Here is a 15,061-nt window from a genome sequence, read left to right on the forward strand (position 1 = left end):
GGCAGACTAGCTGTCTTTTTTACCTTCGTCATTGAGGCGGCGCAGGGTTTCCTCGGGAGTTTCATTGATGGGCGCTTCGTTGACAGCGGCGGCGCTGTCCGTGTTCTCAGCGTTCACCTTCTCAGTGGTCAGCGAGGACGCGTCGTCGGGAACAACCGTCGGCTCCTCGGCCGCAACAACCGGCTCCACAATTTTGGTGACGGCCTGCCGGTGCACGGTGGCGGTGTTGCCCGGGGAGAGCTCGAGCGTGACCTTGTTCTCGGCCTCATCGATGTTGATGATCCGCCCGAACAGTCCGAAGCTCGTCATGACCTCCACACCGGGCTCGAACTTGGACTGAAGCTTGGCCTGCTGCTGCTGGGTCTTCTTGTTGCGGCGGAACATCATGAAGACGAAAAGTCCGAGCATGACGAACAGGAGAACCGTCATGATGTCGATGCCGCCGCCGGCCTGCGGCTGGGTCTGGGCAGAAATAAGTCCGAACACAGGGATTGTTCCGTTCTCTACTTGCATAGCTGTTTTTCAGCAACGTCCGTTTGCTCCGGGCGGCGCGGGCAGGGGTCTGCACAGCAAGCTGGCAAAGAGACCATCCCCAAACCGCCGGCGGCTACCTGCTCTCCGCCCACGGACACAAAACCCGAACGTGCCGAGCGTCATACCAGTCTAAAGGGAAAAGCTGAAAGTACGGTGCTAGCGGCTGTTTCTGATTCGCTGCGGACCTGTTTCGTCACCGAGAACCCCGCCGGACTCGCCCTGCGGGCCCCCGCCCAGCTCATCGGCCCGCTCATCGGACAGCTCATCGGCCCGGAACAGCTCCAGCGGGTCCTGGCCGAAGACGCCGGCAGGAACGGCGAAGCCCAAGTGCGTCCACGCCGGCGCCAGGGCTATGCGGCCGCGTGGCGTCCGGCCCAGCAGCCCCTCCCGCACCAGGTAGGGCTCGGCGACCGTTTCCACGGTCTCCGTTTCCTCGCCGACGGCGATCGCGAGGGTGGACAGGCCCACCGGCCCGCCGCCGAACTTGGTAATGAGGGCTTCGAGAACGGCGCGGTCCAGCCGGTCCAGGCCGCGTTTGTCTACCTCGTACATATCCAGGGCGGCGGACGCCGCCCTGGCATCAATTTGCTCGATGCCGTGCACGAGTGCCCAGTCCCGGACCCGGCGCAGGAGCCGGTTGGCGATGCGCGGCGTGCCCCGGGACCGGCCGGCGATCTCGCTGAATCCGGCCGAGTTGACCTTGAGGTCCAGCAAGCCGGCGGAACGGCGCAGAACCAGTTCCAACTCTTCCACTGAGTAAAACTCAAGGTGGCCGGTGAAACCGAACCGGTCCCGCAACGGCCCTGGAAGCAGGCCAGCCCGCGTGGTGGCGCCGACCAGCGTAAAGGGCGGCAGTTCCAGCGGGATGGCCGTGGCGCCGGCGCCTTTGCCGACGACGATGTCGACGCGGAAATCCTCCATCGCCATGTACAGCATTTCCTCGGCCGGGCGGGACATGCGGTGGATTTCGTCCAGGAACAGGACCTCGCCTTCAGAGAGCGAGGACAGGATGGCTGCGAGATCGCCCGCGTGCTGGATGGCCGGGCCGCTGCTGATCCGCAGCGGGACGTTCATTTCGGCGGCGATGATCATGGACAGCGTGGTCTTGCCCAGCCCTGGAGGGCCGGAGAGCAGCACGTGGTCCGCGCTGCGGCCACGCATGCGCGAGGCTTCCAGGACGAGGGACAGTTGCTTGCGGACCCGGTGCTGGCCCACGAAGTCGTGCAGATTCTTGGGCCGGAGGGCGGCTTCGATGACGCGCTCCTCCGGCTCTTCTCCCCCGGCGACAATCGATGGCTCAGCCACGCGCGCCTACCCGGTTTCCGGCGCGGGCGCCGTCCTGCCCCAGCCAGCGCAGCGTCGCGCGGAGGATTTCCGCCACATTGCCGTTCGCGGCCAGGTCCGGGGAATCGGCCAGGGATTTGTCGATGCTGGCGGTGGCGTCCTTTTCGGACCAGCCAAGGCTGGTCATCGCGGCGACGACCTGCGGCTTCCAGACGGATTCCGCGGAAACCGCCGCGACGGGCGCACCAGCGGTGCCGTGCGGCACGAGCTTGCCGGCGAGTTCCAGCACGATCCGGCCGGCCACCTTCGGTCCAATTCCGGGGACCTTCGTGAAGGCCTTGCCGTCGCCGGAGTGGGCGGCCACGCGGATGGCTTCCGGCTCGTGGACTGCCAGCACGGCCAGGGCCAGGCGGGGTCCGACGCCGCTGACGCTGAGCAGGATATCGAACACTTCCCGCTCGTCATCGCTGGCGAAGCCGAACAGGGTCAGCGAGTCCTCCCGCACGATCAGGGACGTGAACAGCTTCCCCTCCTCCCCCACCCGGAGGCCGCTGAGGGTCTGGGGCGTGGCGCTGACGCTCATGCCGGCGCCGTTGAGGTCGATCACGGCGGAGGACAGGCCAACGTGCGCAACGGTTCCGCGAAGAAAACTGATCAAGGCCGGGCTCCTGGGTCTGCAGCCGGGTAACCCGACTATCCGAACATATCTACGAATACCCTACCAAGTTCCAAGGGGGGACAGCCGGACATTCAGCGCGCACGGCGCGCTTTTGCCTCTGCGTCCGCCCACGCCCGCTGGGCCGGAGTGAGGGACTGGCTGCCAGGCCCCGTCGTCGCCACGGCGGCGCCGCTGCCGGCCCGCCAGGCGTGCGTAATGGCCAGCGCGAGGGCGTCGGCGGCGTCGGCCGGGCGCGGGGGCGCGTCCAGCCGGAGGATCTTGGTCACCAGCTTCGTGACGGCATCCTTGTTCGAGGTCCCGCTTCCCGTGACGGCGGCCTTGACCTCGGACGGGGTGTGAAGCGCCACCGGGATGCCGCGGCGCGCGGCGGCCGCAATGACCACGCCGGAGGCCTGGGCCACCCCCATGACCGTGCTGACGTTGAGCTGGGAAAAGACCCGCTCCACGGCGAGGACGTGCGGCTCGTACTTGTCCAGCCACTCGTCGATGGACGTGGCGATGACAAGCAGCCGCTGGTCCAGGCTCTCCTCGGGGGACGTGCCCACCACGCCGAAGGCCACCATGGTGGCCCGCCGGTTCCTCTCGACGTCGACGACGCCGATCCCGCAACGGGTGAGGCCCGGGTCAACCCCCAGGACGCGCAGGGTCAAGACCGGGCCTCAAAATCACGGCTGGGTGAGGGTGTCACTCGGCTTCCAGTGCGGCCTGCACTTCGTCGCTGAGGTCGGCGTTGCTGTAGACGTTCTGGACGTCGTCGAGTTCTTCCAGGGCGTCCACGAGCTTCATGAACTTCTTGGCGGCGTCGAGGTCCAGCGGCACCTGCATCGACGGCACAAACTCGGCCTCATCGGTGTCGTACTCGATTCCGGCTTCCTTGAGGGCATCGCGGATGGCCTGGAGGTCGGTCGGCTCTGAGTGGATCTCGAAGCCGTCGCCGTTGTCCTTGACTTCCTCGGCTCCGGCGTCGAGGACTGCCATCAGGACGTCGTCTTCGCTGAGGCCGTTCTTCGGCAGCGAGACGACGCCCTTGCGGCTGAAGAGGTAGCTGACCGAACCGGGATCGGCGATCGTGCCGCCGTTGCGGGAGATGGCGAGCCGGACCTCGGAGGCGGCGCGGTTCTTGTTGTCCGTGAGGCACTCGATCAGCAGCGCGGAGCCCTGCGGGCCGCGGCACTCGTACATGATTTCGGTGTAGTCCACGACTTCGCCGGTGAGCCCGGCGCCGCGCTTGATGGCGCGGTCGATATTGTCGGCGGGCACCGAGGTCTTCTTCGCCTTGGTGACGGCGAGTTCCAGGCTCGGGTTGCCGGACAGGTCAGGGCCGCCCATGCGCGCGGCGACTTCGATGTTCTTGATCAGCTTGGCGAACGACTTGGCCCGGCGGCTATCAAGGATGGCCTTCTTATGCTTGGTCGTCGCCCATTTGGAGTGGCCTGACATGCTTTACGCTTCTCCTCTGATCATTCGAATAAACAGTTCATGCACGCGCTTCTCCCCCGTCACTTCCGGGTGGAAGGAGGTGGCCAGCAGCTTGCCGGAACGCACTGCAACAATTCTAGCCGTCCCGTCCAGGACAGCGGCATGCGAGGCATGCTCCGGGTCCGCGGGTTCCACCTGCGCCAGGACCTCGACGCCCGGACCCATACGCTCCACCCATGGGCCGCGGATGAATACCGCATGGACGGGAGCCACACCGGAGCCGGTGTCGCTGAAGCCCAGTCCCTTGAATTCGAGATCGGTCTCGAAGGACTCGCGCTGCCGGCCGAAAGCATTGCGGCGCACCGTAATATCCAGGCCGCCGAAGGTCTGCTGCGGGTTCCCGGCAAGGTCCGTCGCCGGATCTGCGATCTCGTCCGCGAGCAGGATCATGCCCGCGCAGGAGCCATAAACTGGCAGGCCGTCGGCGATGAGTTTGCGCAACGGATCCGCGAGATCGAAGGCGCGTGCGAGCTTGTCGATGGTGGTGGATTCACCGCCGGGAATGATCAGGCCGTCGAGGCCGTCGAGCTCGGCCGGGCGGCGGACTCCGATGCCGGTGGCGCCCATATCTTCCGCTGCACGCAAGTGCTCCCGGAAGTCGCCTTGAAGGGCGAGGACACCGATCCGTAGGCCTGTACCCGCGCGGGAAAGGTCCGAAGAAGGGGGGTTGGTCATCCATTCAGCATAGTGCTACTGCCTCCGTCCGGGCGCCGCCCGGCAGGGTTCCATGCCGCTGCTGGGATATATTACAGAGCATGCTTTACTTCAGCGTTCCGCTCGGCAAGCTCGTCCGCCGGGTCTCCCGGCTCAGGGGCGGAGGCTCGGCCCTTCCCGGGCTTGTGGTCGAAAAAATCGACCCCGGTTTCATGCGGCGGACACTGTCCACGCTGCCACTGGGGGTCGCCGTCGTCAGTGGCACGAACGGGAAGACCACCACCACCAAGATGGTGGTGGAACTTCTGGAGAGCCAGGGGCTGAAGGTCTTCACCAACCGCACCGGCAGCAACTTCACCCGCGGCGTGGCCGCGGCGCTCCTGGGCGAGGTGGACTGGCGGGGCCGGCTCGATGCCGACGTCGCGGTCCTGGAACTGGACGAGGCGCACGCCGTGCACTTCGTCAACAAGGTCCCGCCGCGGTACAGCCTCCTGCTCAATGTCCTCCGCGACCAGCTGGACCGTTTCGGCGAGATCGATAAGACCGCTGAACTGCTCCAGCACATCGCGTCCAAGACCACCGGGACCGTTGTCCTGAACCGGGAAGACCCCCGCGTGGCCCGGATCGCCCAGACCCTGGACGGGCCGGAGGTGCTCTACTTCGGGCTGGACGATTCCCTGCTGAGCACCTTCCCCAACGACGACGACATGCGCGCCGCCCCGGGGAGCCCGGTGCCTCCCGCACCGGCCCGGCCGGCCGCCGACGTCGTGCTGCGCCGCGTGGGCGCCGACGACGCCGATTTCGAGTACGACGGCGCGACGGTCACCACGGCGATGAAGCTGCGCGGCGTCTACAACATCTTCAATGCCGCCGCCGCACTGACCCTGGCCCGCGGTGTCTCGGGCGCCCGCGGCACCGGTACCGACCAGGCCGGCCTGCTCACGGCGCTGTCCAAGGTGGCGCCGGCGTTCGGCCGCGGCGAGAGCCTTGTGGTCGATGGCCTGCCGCTGGAACTGGTCCTGGTCAAGAACCCCAGCGGTTTCCGGCTCGGCCTGAAATCGTTCCCGGCCGCCGGGTACGCCACGATGATCGCGATCAATGACAATTACGCTGACGGACGGGACATGTCCTGGCTGTGGGACGTCGAATTCGACACCCTCCGCGACGGCGGCGTGGACCAGCTCACGGGCTCCCGCGCGTACGACATGGCGCTGCGGCTGCAGTACGACGACGTCGCCATCGGCGCCGTCGACACGGAAATCGCGCCGGCACTGGCAGCGTTCATCCGCGGCGGCCAGGGCAAGCCGAAGAGGATCTTCTGCACCTACACGGCCATGCTGGCCATCCGCCGCGAGCTGTCCAAAATCACCACAGTGGAGGTGGTCTCATGACCCCCCGGTCCCCCGAAACCCCGCACGAGCTCTCCTTTGGGCACGAACTTCCGCCCGAAGATTCCGCGGCCCCCAGCAAGGGAACCATCCGGGTCCTGCAGCTCTACCCGCGGGACATGAACATCTACGGCGACTGGGGCAACGCCCTGGTCCTCGCGCAGCGCCTGCGCTGGCACGGCTACACGCCGGAACTGCTCGAATACAACGTCGGTGACCCGTTCCCGGCAGACGTGGACCTGATTGTCGGTGGCGGCGGACAGGACAGCGGACAGCTCGTCATCCAGGACGACCTCCTCTCCCGGGAGTCCATCCTGAAGCAACTGGCCGACGCCGGCACCCCGATGCTCGTGATCTGCGGGCTGTACCAGCTCTTCGGGAAGTTCTTCAAGACCCGGCTCGGCTCGGTCCTTCCGGGCATCGGCATCCTGGACGTGGAGACCCACGGCACCGACGAACGCCTGATCGGCAACGTCACCGTCTCCTCCCCCGAGTTCGGCAGCATCCTTGGCTATGAGAACCACAGCGGCCAGACCACGCTGGGACCCGGCGTCGAACCGCTCGGAACCACCGCCAAGGGCACGGGCAACAACAGCACTGACGGCCAGGAAGGCGCCCGCTACCGCAACATCGTGGCGAGCTACCTGCACGGCTCACTGCTGCCCAAGAACCCGGCCCTCGCGGACTTCCTGATCCGGACCGCCGTCGAACGCAAATACGGGAGCTTCACGCCGGGCACCCCGGACGACTCCTACGCGGTGCTGGCGCGCGAACACGCCGCCCGCCGTCCCCGCTAACCCAGATGGCCGGCACCCAGGGCAGCGGGATCCTGATTGGGCGCGACACGCCGGGGCGTACGGATGTCCAGGAATTCTTGAGCGGGCACCTCGCGGACATGTATGCCACCTCTCCCGCGGACAGCGTGCACGCGCTGGATCACGGGGCTCTTTCCGATCCGGCGATCACGTTCTGGACCGCTCGGCAGGGCTCCGAGTTGGTCGGCTGCTGCGCTCTCAAGCAGCTGCAACCCGGTCAGGGCGAGATCAAGTCAATGCGCACCGCAGCCCACGCCCGCGGCCGGGGCATTGCGACGCTTCTGCTCGCCCACCTCCTTGAGCAGGCCCGGCAAAGCGGCTACGAACGGTTGTTCCTTGAGACCGGCAGCCAGGATTTCTTCGCCCCCGCCCGCCGGCTGTACCACCGGCACGGGTTCGTCGACTGTCCGCCGTTTGCCGGCTACGCACTCGACCCGAACAGTGTCTTCATGACCCGTGACCTGCGCTAACTGCCGTTGACGAACGCCAACACGTCCCGGGCGACCCGGCTGCTGGCGGCCACCCGAAGATGACCTTGGCCTTCATACCAAATCAGTGTGCAGTCCGGGATCAGTCCGGCGGTCTCGGCTGCAACATCCTTCGGGAAGAACTTGTCGTGGTCCCCGCAGATGAGCAGTACCGGCGGCCGGATCCTTGGCAGAACGTCCCGTGAATTGAAGCTCAGCTCCGCCCGGACTTCAGTCTGTACGTCATCCGGCGGGTAGTCTGAGCCGGCGAGCAGGCGGCCACCGATGAGGGGCCCCAGTAGCCGGCGGAGCCACCTCAGCCGCGTCCCTGGAAACAGGTACTCGGCGAACACTGTCCCGGCCCGCCCGGCGTCGCCGCTAACCAGGGCGCCGGCCATCCGCGCGTCGACGTCCTTGCCCCAGTCGCTGAGCTCGGCCGCCGCGATGACCACAACGATCCGGCCGAAAGCGTCGGGGTACAGGGCCGCGAGGTACTGGGCAATCATTCCGCCGAAGGATTCGGCCACGACGACGTCAACGTGTCCGCCGAACTCCTCCGAGATCACGTGGGCGTAGTCGCCGGCCATGTCGGTAATTGTGTGCCCGGGCGGCATGTTCCTGCGGCGCGTCACGATCCAAACGGAATATCCCGCGTTCAGATACGGCTGGAACTGCCGGCGGAACATCCGGCGCATCATCCCCTGAGGCACCGCACTGCCTGGGCCGCCCTGGATAAACAAGAGCGTCTTCGGGCCGCTTCCCCAGCACAGGTAATCCATTCCGTTCCGGAACGTCCCGCGCCTGGCACTTTGCTGAGCCGCCAGTGCTCTCGCCATCATCGGCTGACGTAGCTTCCCCGCAGCAGTTCGGCAAACTCCGCCGGCCGGGATGCCGGCCACCAGTGGCCGCTGTCCACCCGGATGACCGTGAGGTTGTCCACCCACGAATCCAGTCCGTCCACGAGGTCCGGCGACAGGAAGGAATCCTTCCGCGGCGTCACCACCAGGACGGGCATCGTCACGCGGCCGCCTGCGGGCCAGGTCCGTGCCCGGAAAAAGTTGGCGCGGTAGAGCGCCAGCCCCCGGATGGGATCATCGCCGACGTCGCGCTTCGCCGTCCGCTCGTAGCGTTTGGTGAGGAACAGGCGCCAGGCGGCCTCTGGCAGCTGCGGGACGAGGAACGCGGCAATGTACCAACTGCGGGCCAGTTGGCCGGCCAGCTGCGGCCACGCCCGGGGACGCGAATACCGGCTTCGCACCCAGCGGGCAAAGTGCCGCAGGTCCGGGCCCGAAATGGACGTGTACCGGCCGATCAGGTCCGCGGCCCTGCGGTCCTGGACGGCCGCCCAGCCCTGGATGGATCCCCAGTCATGGCCCACGAGATGGACGTCCGTGGCCCCGATAGCTGTCAGCACGGCGAACATGTCATCCACGAGGGTCTTCAGGGTGAAGTCTCCGGGGAGTCCGACGACGGCGGACGCGCCCGCGTTCCGGGTGTCGTAGGCGACCACGTGGTGGCTTCTGGCCAGGTCCCGGATGGCCGGCAGGTAGACCTGATGGTCGTCGGGATAGCCGTGCACCAGCAGCAGCGTCGGCACATCCGGTCCGGGCTCCGGGCCGTACTCAAATACGGCCAGCTCGGCGCCGTGCGACGCGACCGTGCGGCGTCGTTCAGTGAACATCTCCATGCTGCCCAAGCTTAGGGCTCCTTGGCGAGAATCAGCTCGTGGGCGCCCGCCGCCGCGGCGCCCATCGACTCCAGCACAGCAGTGGTGCGCCGGCGCGTGGCGGCGTCCGCCGCCGTGCCGGCACACCGGCCCTGCGGGGCGTCGGCCGCCACCGAACACCAGCGGTAGGGTCCGCGGACCATCACCGACGGCGCCCAGGCGAGGTCCGAGGCAGCCCAGGCCCCTGTGGCGTCCTGGCTGAACTGCACCCGGACCAACAGGCCCTCGTTGTTGACCACGAACGACGGCGAGAGCTCGGTAATGCCGTTGCCGAGCCCGAACACAATCCAGGTTCCCTTGTACTTCTCGATCGGCAGCACCGAATGGCTGTGGTGCCCGTAGATCATGCTGAACAGCCCGCTGTCCACGAGCGCATGGGCGACGTCGCGCTGCTGAGTGTTCGGCACGCTGGAATACTCAGCGCCGGCGTGCATGACCCCCAGCACGATGTCGGCTCCCAAAGCCCTGGCCTTGCGCGCCCTGGAAATCATTGCGGCCGGATCGAGCAGGTCGACCTGCCAGGCCTGCTCGGCACGCAGCCCATTGAGGCCGTACGCGGCATCGACGACCGCGATCTTTGCCGCTGGGGTCTGCAGGATCAGCACTTCCTGCGACTCCGCCTCGGTCCGGTATGAGCCCGTGTGCCTGAGCCCGGCGGCGTCGAGGGCGTCCAGGGTGCGGACGAGGCCAGCGGTGCCGCGGTCAACCGTGTGGTTGCTGGCCGTCGTGCAGGCCTGATACCCCACACCCCGGACGGCGGTTAGGATCTGCGGCGGGACGTTGAAGGACGGATACCCGGAGAACGGTCCGTCCGGGCCCGCCACCGGGGTTTCCAGATGGCAGATCGCCACATCGCTCGTCTCGATGTAACGCCGCTGGCCCTCCAGCAACGGCCCGAAGTCCAGCCCCGCCGCGCCGGCAGCACGGGCATCCTCGCGGGCCTGCTGCCAGAGCTGGGGGTGGACCAGCATGTCCCCGGTGACCAGGACGGAGGTGCATCGGAGGGCCGCACAGCCGGGACCCGTACCCGGCGTCGGGGTCGGGGTCGGGGTCGGGGTCGGCGTCGGCGTCGGGGTGCCCGACGGCGGCTGAGCGCTGCCTGCCGCTCCCCCGGTACTGCCGGTTGCCGCCGAGGGGCTTGGGACGCCCGGCCGGGCGAGGAGTCCGCAGGATGCCAGCGACGCCGCGAGGACAACGGCCGCGACCGCGGACAACATCGCACCGTGCGGCGTTGCTGTCCTGGTCTTCATGCCGGTCATCCTACGTTGGGCGGAATCACAACACACGGAGGCGATCGTTGAGAACCCGCGTGCTGCATGAAAGAGTCACTTCATGACCAATCCCCTCCTGAGCCCCAGCACACTGCCCTACGGCCTGCCGCCGTTCTCGGACATCGAAGACGCGCACTTCGCCGAGGCCGTTGAGGCAGGCCTGGCCGAGCACCTTACCGAAATCCAGGCCATCGTGTCCGACCCGGCGGCCCCGTCCTTCGAGAACACCGCCTTGGCCATGGAACGCTCCGGCCGGCTTCTGGAACGGGCGGCCGCCTCGTTCTTCACCCTGGTTTCCGCGGACGCCTCGGACGCCATCCGCGACCTCGAGACCCGTCTCTCCCCGCTCTTCTCCGCCCATCAGGACGCCGTCTACCTCAACCGTGGGCTCTACGAACGCTTCGCGGCGCTGGACACTGACGTCCTGGACGGGGAGTCCGCCCGGCTGGTAGAGGAATACCTTAAGGAGTTCCGGGCCTCCGGCATCCAGCTTGACGACGCCGGCCAGGAGCGCCTCAAGGACGTCAACGCCGAGCTTGCCCGGCTCGGCACCGAGTTCGGGCAGCGCGTCAAGGAAGGCATGAAGTCCGCCGCCCTGCTGCTGGACGACGCCGCCGACCTCATCGGCCTGCCCGCCGACGACATTGCCAGCGCCGCCGAGGCCGCCAGGACCGCCGGGCACGAGGGCAAGTTCCTGCTGACCCTGATCCAGCCAAGCAACCAACCCGCCATGGCCGCTCTGGCTAACCGGGAGGTCCGCCGGCGGCTCTACGAGGCCTCGATCGGCCGCGGCAGCGGCGGCGGCAGCTTCGATGTGCTCGATCTGGTCAAGGACATGGTCCGGCTCCGCGCCGAGAAGGCGGGCCTGCTGGGGTTCGCGAACTTTGCCGAGCTGAGTGTGGACCGGCAGACGGCACCGGACTTCCAGGCTGTTCAGGACATGATGAGCCGGCTGGCCCCCGCCGCCATCCGCAACGCCGACGCCGAGGCCGACGCGCTTGCCGAGGCCTCCGGTCACCCCCTCGAGGCCTGGGACTGGGCGTATTACTCGGCCAAGGTCAAGCGTGAGCGGTATGCCGTGGACGAGCAGGCCCTGCGGCCCTACTTCGAGCTGGACCGGGTTTTGAACGACGGTGTGTTCTTCGCGGCGAACGCCCTGTACGGTGTCACCTTCCATGAACGCGCCGACCTCGCCGGCTACCACCCGGACGTGCGCGTCTGGGAAGTGAAGAATTCCGACGGCACGGACCTGGGCCTGTTCCTGGGCGACTACTACACGCGCGAAACGAAGCGCGGGGGTGCGTGGATGAATTCCCTCGTGGAGCAGTCCGGGCTGCTGAACACCCGTCCTGTGGTGATCAACAACCTCAACATCTCCAAGCCGCCGGCCGGCGAGCCCACCCTGCTGACGCTGGATGAACTCCGCACCACCTTCCACGAGTTCGGCCATGCCCTGCACGGCTTGTTTTCCGCCGTCACGTATCCCCGGTTCTCCGGTACCAACGTGCCGCGGGACTTCGTGGAATACCCGTCGCAGGTCAACGAAATGTGGATCATGTGGCCCGAGGTCCTGGCCAACTACGCCCGGCACCACGCGACCGGCGAGGCCCTGCCGCAGGAAACCGTGGACAAGCTCAACGCCGCGCAACTCTGGGGCGAAGGCTTCGCCACCACGGAATACCTCGGCGCGGCCCTGCTGGACCTGGCGTGGCACGTCCTGGACGGCTCCGATGTCCCGGAGGACGTCGTCGAGTTCGAAGCGAAGGCACTGGCCGCGGCGGGCATCGCCCACAGCCTGATCCCGCCGCGCTACCGGACAGGCTACTTCCAGCACATCTTCGCCGGCGGCTGGTACGCCGCCGGCTACTACTCCTACATCTGGAGCGAAGTCCTGGACGCCGACACCGTGGAATGGTTCAAGGAAAACGGCGGACTCAGCCGCGCTAACGGCAATTTCTTCCGGGACGAACTGCTTTCCCGCGGCAACAGCCGGGACCCGCTGGAGTCATTCCGCGCTTTCCGCGGCCGGGACGCGGATCTCGGGCCACTGCTGAAACGCCGCGGCCTCGACTAATCCTTCATCGATTGCTCCGCAGGCGCCCTTTAGGAGCCTGATAAGGGCAGTTACGGAGCAATCGACGGGGAAACGACGACGACGGCGAGTCACCAGGAAAGGTGACTCGCCGCCTGTCGTTCAATCAGGAGCGCAAGGCGAAGGGCGGTGTGATCCGGCAGCGTGCGTAAAAGGGGCCCCGCGCCCCGAGCAGCTGCTCAGCTGCCAACAGGGCGCGGGGAATAGCACGCAGAGGATCAGCGCCGTCCGGCGCCCCCAAAGGCGCGAACTACCAGCCGCGTTCGGCGAGGCGGTGCGGCTGCGGGATCTCGTCGACGTTGATGCCGACCATGGCCTCGCCCAGGCCGCGGGAGGCCTTGGCGATCTCGTCCGGGTCATCGAAGAAGGTGGTGGCCTTCACGACGGCGGCGGCACGCTGGGCCGGGTTGCCGGACTTGAAGATGCCGGAGCCGACGAACACGCCGTCGGCGCCGAGCTGCATCATCATCGCGGCGTCGGCCGGGGTGGCGATGCCGCCGGCGGTGAACAGCACCACCGGGAGCTTGCCGGTCGCGGCAACTTCCTTGACCAGTTCGTACGGGGCCTGCAGCTCCTTTGCCGCGACGTAGAGCTCGTCCTCGGCCATGCCGGCGAGCTTCTTGATCTCGGCGCGGATCTGGCGCATGTGCGTGGTGGCGTTGGAGACGTCGCCGGTGCCGGCCTCACCCTTGGACCGGATCATCGCCGCGCCCTCGTTGATGCGGCGCAGCGCCTCACCGAGGTTGGTCGCACCGCAGACGAACGGAACGGTGAAGTTCCACTTGTCGATGTGGTTGGTGTAGTCGGCCGGGGTCAGGACCTCGGACTCGTCAATGTAGTCCACGCCGAGGGACTGCAGGACCTGCGCCTCGACGAAGTGGCCGATCCGGGCCTTGGCCATGACGGGCACGGACACAGCCGCGATGATCTTGTCGATCATGTCGGGATCGGACATGCGGGACACGCCGCCCTGGGCGCGGATATCGGCCGGAACGCGTTCCAGCGCCATCACGGCCACGGCACCGGCGTCTTCGGCGATGCGGGCCTGCTCGGCGTTGACGACGTCCATGATGACGCCGCCCTTGAGCATCTCAGCCATGCCGCGCTTGACGCGGCTGCTGCCCGTGACGTTCTTCGCGGACGCGCCGGCTTCGCTGCTTACATCAGGTGTAGACACAAAAACCCCTATGGGTAGATAGATGACCTCGCCGGGGCGCGGACGGCACGTAAATGCCGTGTCTCGCACACACCGGATTACCGGATCCATTGGCCGGTAAAGCTAATACTATCCCCCGGCCGGGGCCCGGCAGAATTCGAGTCACAGCACTCGAATCACGCGCCGGGCCGGGGATTCGGCCAGTCCGCCGGGGCGCCGTGGGGCGCCGTCAGGCGGACCGTTCCGTGGCGGTACCTTCGGGTTCCTCCAGCGACTGGCGGTGGACTGTCACGATCCGCTGGATCACCGTCACCAGGCTCGCCGCCGCGAGGAGGCACAGCGTCACGAACAGCACGACGACGGGCAGGCCCAGGCCCGTGAGTCCCGTGACCACCAGCACGGACACAAGGCGCTCCGCGCGTTCGGCGATGCCGACGTTGGCGTGAAAGCCCAGGGCTTCCGCCTTGGCCCGCGCGTAAGAGACCACCATGCCGAGCACAAGGCAGACGATGGCGGCAATGGCGATCGGCGGGTTGGCACCGCCGGTGAAGAACCAGACGGCGAGGCCGGCGAAGAGGGCGCCGTCGGCCACGCGGTCCAGGGTGGAGTCCAGGAAGTTGCCCCACCGGCCGCCGCGATGCTGCATCCGGGCCATGATGCCGTCAATGACGTCGGAGAAGATGAACGCCGTGATGAACACGGTCCCCCACAAGAGCTGCCCGAGCGGGTAGAACACGAGGGCGCCGATCACCACACCGAGCGTGCCGACCACCGTCACGGCGTCCGGAGACACGCCGATCCGCAGCAGCCAGCGGGCGACAGGGGAAAACAGGGCGGTGAAGAAACCCCGGGCGTGCCTGTTAAGCATCCTTCTCCCCAGCTGTTTCCTGCTGCGCTGGCATTTCCTGCTGAATTGGCATTTCCTGCGGCCACGCGTCGGCCACCTGCTGGCGAACCTCGCCGAGGGTCTGTGTGATCGCCTTCGTCTGGGCAATGATGGGGAAAAAATTTCCGTCCCCGCCCCAGCGCGGCACCACGTGCTGGTGCAGGTGGCCGGCGATGCCCGCCCCGCCGGTGACGCCCTGGTTCATGCCGAGATTGAAACCGGAGGGGTTGGCGACTTTGCGGAGCACCCGCATGGCCGTCTGGGTCAGCTCGGCGAATTCCGCCGTTTCCTCGGCCGTGAGATCGGTGTAGTCGGGGATGTGCCGGTAGGGGCAGACCAGCAGGTGGCCCGGGTTGTACGGGAAGAGGTTCAGCACCACATAGCTGGTCCTTCCCCGGTACACGATCAGGGAGTCCTCGTCGCCCCGCTCGGGTGCGACGCAGAACGGACAGTCGTCCGGGTTCTTGAACTGCTGCTGGCCGCCCTTGATGTACGCCATCCGGTGCGGGGTCCACAGGCGCTGGAAAGCGTCCGGGACCCCGGCCAGGCCGAAGTCGTCCGTCACGGCGTGGTCGCCCGGATACTCCGGCCCGGCCCCTGTGGTTTCCTGCACGCGCTGCCTTCCGTCTG

The 15,061-nt window shown here is 67.2% G+C and carries 16 protein-coding genes; 4 read left to right on the forward strand and 12 right to left on the reverse strand.

What is annotated here, in order from left to right; genetic code table 11:
• Nucleotides 1-6: 6 nt before the first annotated feature.
• The 6 genes from yajC to pdxT form a co-directional block, all read right to left on the reverse strand.
• Nucleotides 7-429, reverse strand: a complete 423-nt coding sequence (gene yajC / locus MRBLAR12_RS03825; RefSeq protein ID WP_229995075.1) for a preprotein translocase subunit YajC — start codon at nucleotides 427-429, stop codon at nucleotides 7-9.
• Nucleotides 430-690: 261 nt separating this feature from the next.
• Nucleotides 691-1,839 (reverse strand): Holliday junction branch migration DNA helicase RuvB, encoded by a 1,149-nt coding sequence (gene ruvB, locus MRBLAR12_RS03830; RefSeq protein WP_229995065.1) that lies wholly within the window; start codon nucleotides 1,837-1,839, stop codon nucleotides 691-693.
• The gene (gene ruvA / locus MRBLAR12_RS03835; RefSeq protein ID WP_229995064.1) at nucleotides 1,832-2,476 is read right to left on the reverse strand and encodes a Holliday junction branch migration protein RuvA; all 645 of its coding nucleotides are present in this window, start codon (nucleotides 2,474-2,476) and stop codon (nucleotides 1,832-1,834) included. The genes ruvB and ruvA overlap by 8 nt, the downstream gene beginning before the upstream one ends.
• 92 nt (nucleotides 2,477-2,568) lie before the next feature.
• Complete coding sequence (gene ruvC, locus MRBLAR12_RS03840; RefSeq protein ID WP_090578046.1) at nucleotides 2,569-3,147, reverse strand: crossover junction endodeoxyribonuclease RuvC; 579 nt, start codon at nucleotides 3,145-3,147, stop codon at nucleotides 2,569-2,571.
• A 34-nt stretch (nucleotides 3,148-3,181) separates the two neighbouring features.
• Nucleotides 3,182-3,937 carry a YebC/PmpR family DNA-binding transcriptional regulator gene (locus MRBLAR12_RS03845; RefSeq protein WP_229995062.1) on the reverse strand — a complete coding sequence of 252 codons (756 nt, stop codon included), beginning with the start codon at nucleotides 3,935-3,937 and terminating at the stop codon, nucleotides 3,182-3,184.
• A gap of 3 nt (nucleotides 3,938-3,940) precedes the next feature.
• The gene (gene pdxT / locus MRBLAR12_RS03850) at nucleotides 3,941-4,651 is read right to left on the reverse strand and encodes a pyridoxal 5'-phosphate synthase glutaminase subunit PdxT (RefSeq protein WP_229995061.1); all 711 of its coding nucleotides are present in this window, start codon (nucleotides 4,649-4,651) and stop codon (nucleotides 3,941-3,943) included.
• Nucleotides 4,652-4,731: 80 nt separating this feature from the next.
• On the opposite strand from pdxT, the gene MRBLAR12_RS03855 reads away from it, so the two are divergent.
• The 3 genes from MRBLAR12_RS03855 to MRBLAR12_RS03865 are packed head-to-tail and all read left to right on the forward strand — an operon-like array spanning nucleotide 4,732 to nucleotide 7,303.
• Complete coding sequence (locus tag MRBLAR12_RS03855; RefSeq protein WP_229995060.1) at nucleotides 4,732-6,021, forward strand: Mur ligase family protein; 1,290 nt, start codon at nucleotides 4,732-4,734, stop codon at nucleotides 6,019-6,021.
• Nucleotides 6,018-6,815 (forward strand): type 1 glutamine amidotransferase, encoded by a 798-nt coding sequence (locus tag MRBLAR12_RS03860; protein ID WP_290369388.1) that lies wholly within the window; start codon nucleotides 6,018-6,020, stop codon nucleotides 6,813-6,815. The genes MRBLAR12_RS03855 and MRBLAR12_RS03860 overlap by 4 nt, the downstream gene beginning before the upstream one ends.
• Nucleotides 6,816-6,820: 5 nt before the next feature.
• A complete protein-coding gene (locus MRBLAR12_RS03865; protein WP_364743625.1) occupies nucleotides 6,821-7,303 on the forward strand; it encodes a GNAT family N-acetyltransferase in 483 nt (160 codons plus the stop codon).
• Here the strand turns inward: MRBLAR12_RS03865 and MRBLAR12_RS03870 are convergent.
• From MRBLAR12_RS03870 to MRBLAR12_RS03880, 3 genes are read right to left on the reverse strand one after another with little or no spacing between them, the layout of a single operon-like run.
• Nucleotides 7,300-8,139, reverse strand: a complete 840-nt coding sequence (locus tag MRBLAR12_RS03870) for an alpha/beta fold hydrolase (protein WP_364743628.1) — start codon at nucleotides 8,137-8,139, stop codon at nucleotides 7,300-7,302. The genes MRBLAR12_RS03865 and MRBLAR12_RS03870 overlap by 4 nt on opposite strands.
• A complete protein-coding gene (locus tag MRBLAR12_RS03875) occupies nucleotides 8,136-8,987 on the reverse strand; it encodes an alpha/beta fold hydrolase (RefSeq protein WP_229995057.1) in 852 nt (283 codons plus the stop codon). Before MRBLAR12_RS03875 ends, MRBLAR12_RS03870 begins: the two co-directional genes overlap by 4 nt.
• 11 nt (nucleotides 8,988-8,998) lie before the next feature.
• Nucleotides 8,999-10,276, reverse strand: a complete 1,278-nt coding sequence (locus tag MRBLAR12_RS03880; RefSeq protein ID WP_364743631.1) for a CapA family protein — start codon at nucleotides 10,274-10,276, stop codon at nucleotides 8,999-9,001.
• 82 nt (nucleotides 10,277-10,358) lie between these two features.
• Between MRBLAR12_RS03880 and MRBLAR12_RS03885 the strand changes: the two genes are divergently transcribed.
• The gene (locus MRBLAR12_RS03885) at nucleotides 10,359-12,371 is read left to right on the forward strand and encodes a M3 family metallopeptidase (RefSeq protein ID WP_229994064.1); all 2,013 of its coding nucleotides are present in this window, start codon (nucleotides 10,359-10,361) and stop codon (nucleotides 12,369-12,371) included.
• Nucleotides 12,372-12,639: 268 nt separating this feature from the next.
• Here the strand turns inward: MRBLAR12_RS03885 and pdxS are convergent, their stop codons facing one another.
• The 3 genes from pdxS to MRBLAR12_RS03900 form a co-directional block, all read right to left on the reverse strand.
• Nucleotides 12,640-13,566, reverse strand: coding sequence for a pyridoxal 5'-phosphate synthase lyase subunit PdxS (gene pdxS / locus MRBLAR12_RS03890; RefSeq protein WP_290369365.1), 927 nt, complete (start codon nucleotides 13,564-13,566; stop codon nucleotides 12,640-12,642).
• A 208-nt stretch (nucleotides 13,567-13,774) separates the two neighbouring features.
• Nucleotides 13,775-14,413 carry a phosphatidylinositol phosphate synthase gene (gene pgsA / locus MRBLAR12_RS03895; RefSeq protein ID WP_229994063.1) on the reverse strand — a complete coding sequence of 213 codons (639 nt, stop codon included), beginning with the start codon at nucleotides 14,411-14,413 and terminating at the stop codon, nucleotides 13,775-13,777.
• Nucleotides 14,406-15,044, reverse strand: coding sequence for an HIT family protein (locus MRBLAR12_RS03900; protein WP_229994062.1), 639 nt, complete (start codon nucleotides 15,042-15,044; stop codon nucleotides 14,406-14,408). The genes pgsA and MRBLAR12_RS03900 overlap by 8 nt, the downstream gene beginning before the upstream one ends.
• Nucleotides 15,045-15,061: the final 17 nt, after the last annotated feature.

The sequence above is a fragment of the Arthrobacter sp. LAR12-1-1.1 genome, assembly GCF_040676555.1.
Lineage (GTDB): Bacteria > Actinomycetota > Actinomycetes > Actinomycetales > Micrococcaceae > Arthrobacter.

Coding starts and splice junctions, on each gene's coding strand:
- yajC (WP_229995075.1), bottom strand. CDS start 429: ATGACGGTTCTCCTGTTCGTCATGCTCGGACTTTTCGTCTTCATGATG.
- MRBLAR12_RS03845 (WP_229995062.1), bottom strand. CDS start 3,937: ATGTCAGGCCACTCCAAATGGGCGACGACCAAGCATAAGAAGGCCATC.
- pdxT (WP_229995061.1), bottom strand. CDS start 4,651: ATGACCAACCCCCCTTCTTCGGACCTTTCCCGCGCGGGTACAGGCCTA.
- MRBLAR12_RS03855 (WP_229995060.1), top strand. CDS start 4,732: ATGCTTTACTTCAGCGTTCCGCTCGGCAAGCTCGTCCGCCGGGTCTCC.
- MRBLAR12_RS03860 (WP_290369388.1), top strand. CDS start 6,018: ATGACCCCCCGGTCCCCCGAAACCCCGCACGAGCTCTCCTTTGGGCAC.
- MRBLAR12_RS03865 (WP_364743625.1), top strand. CDS start 6,821: ATGGCCGGCACCCAGGGCAGCGGGATCCTGATTGGGCGCGACACGCCG.
- MRBLAR12_RS03870 (WP_364743628.1), bottom strand. CDS start 8,139: ATGATGGCGAGAGCACTGGCGGCTCAGCAAAGTGCCAGGCGCGGGACG.
- MRBLAR12_RS03875 (WP_229995057.1), bottom strand. CDS start 8,987: ATGGAGATGTTCACTGAACGACGCCGCACGGTCGCGTCGCACGGCGCC.
- MRBLAR12_RS03880 (WP_364743631.1), bottom strand. CDS start 10,276: ATGAAGACCAGGACAGCAACGCCGCACGGTGCGATGTTGTCCGCGGTC.
- MRBLAR12_RS03885 (WP_229994064.1), top strand. CDS start 10,359: ATGACCAATCCCCTCCTGAGCCCCAGCACACTGCCCTACGGCCTGCCG.
- pgsA (WP_229994063.1), bottom strand. CDS start 14,413: ATGCTTAACAGGCACGCCCGGGGTTTCTTCACCGCCCTGTTTTCCCCT.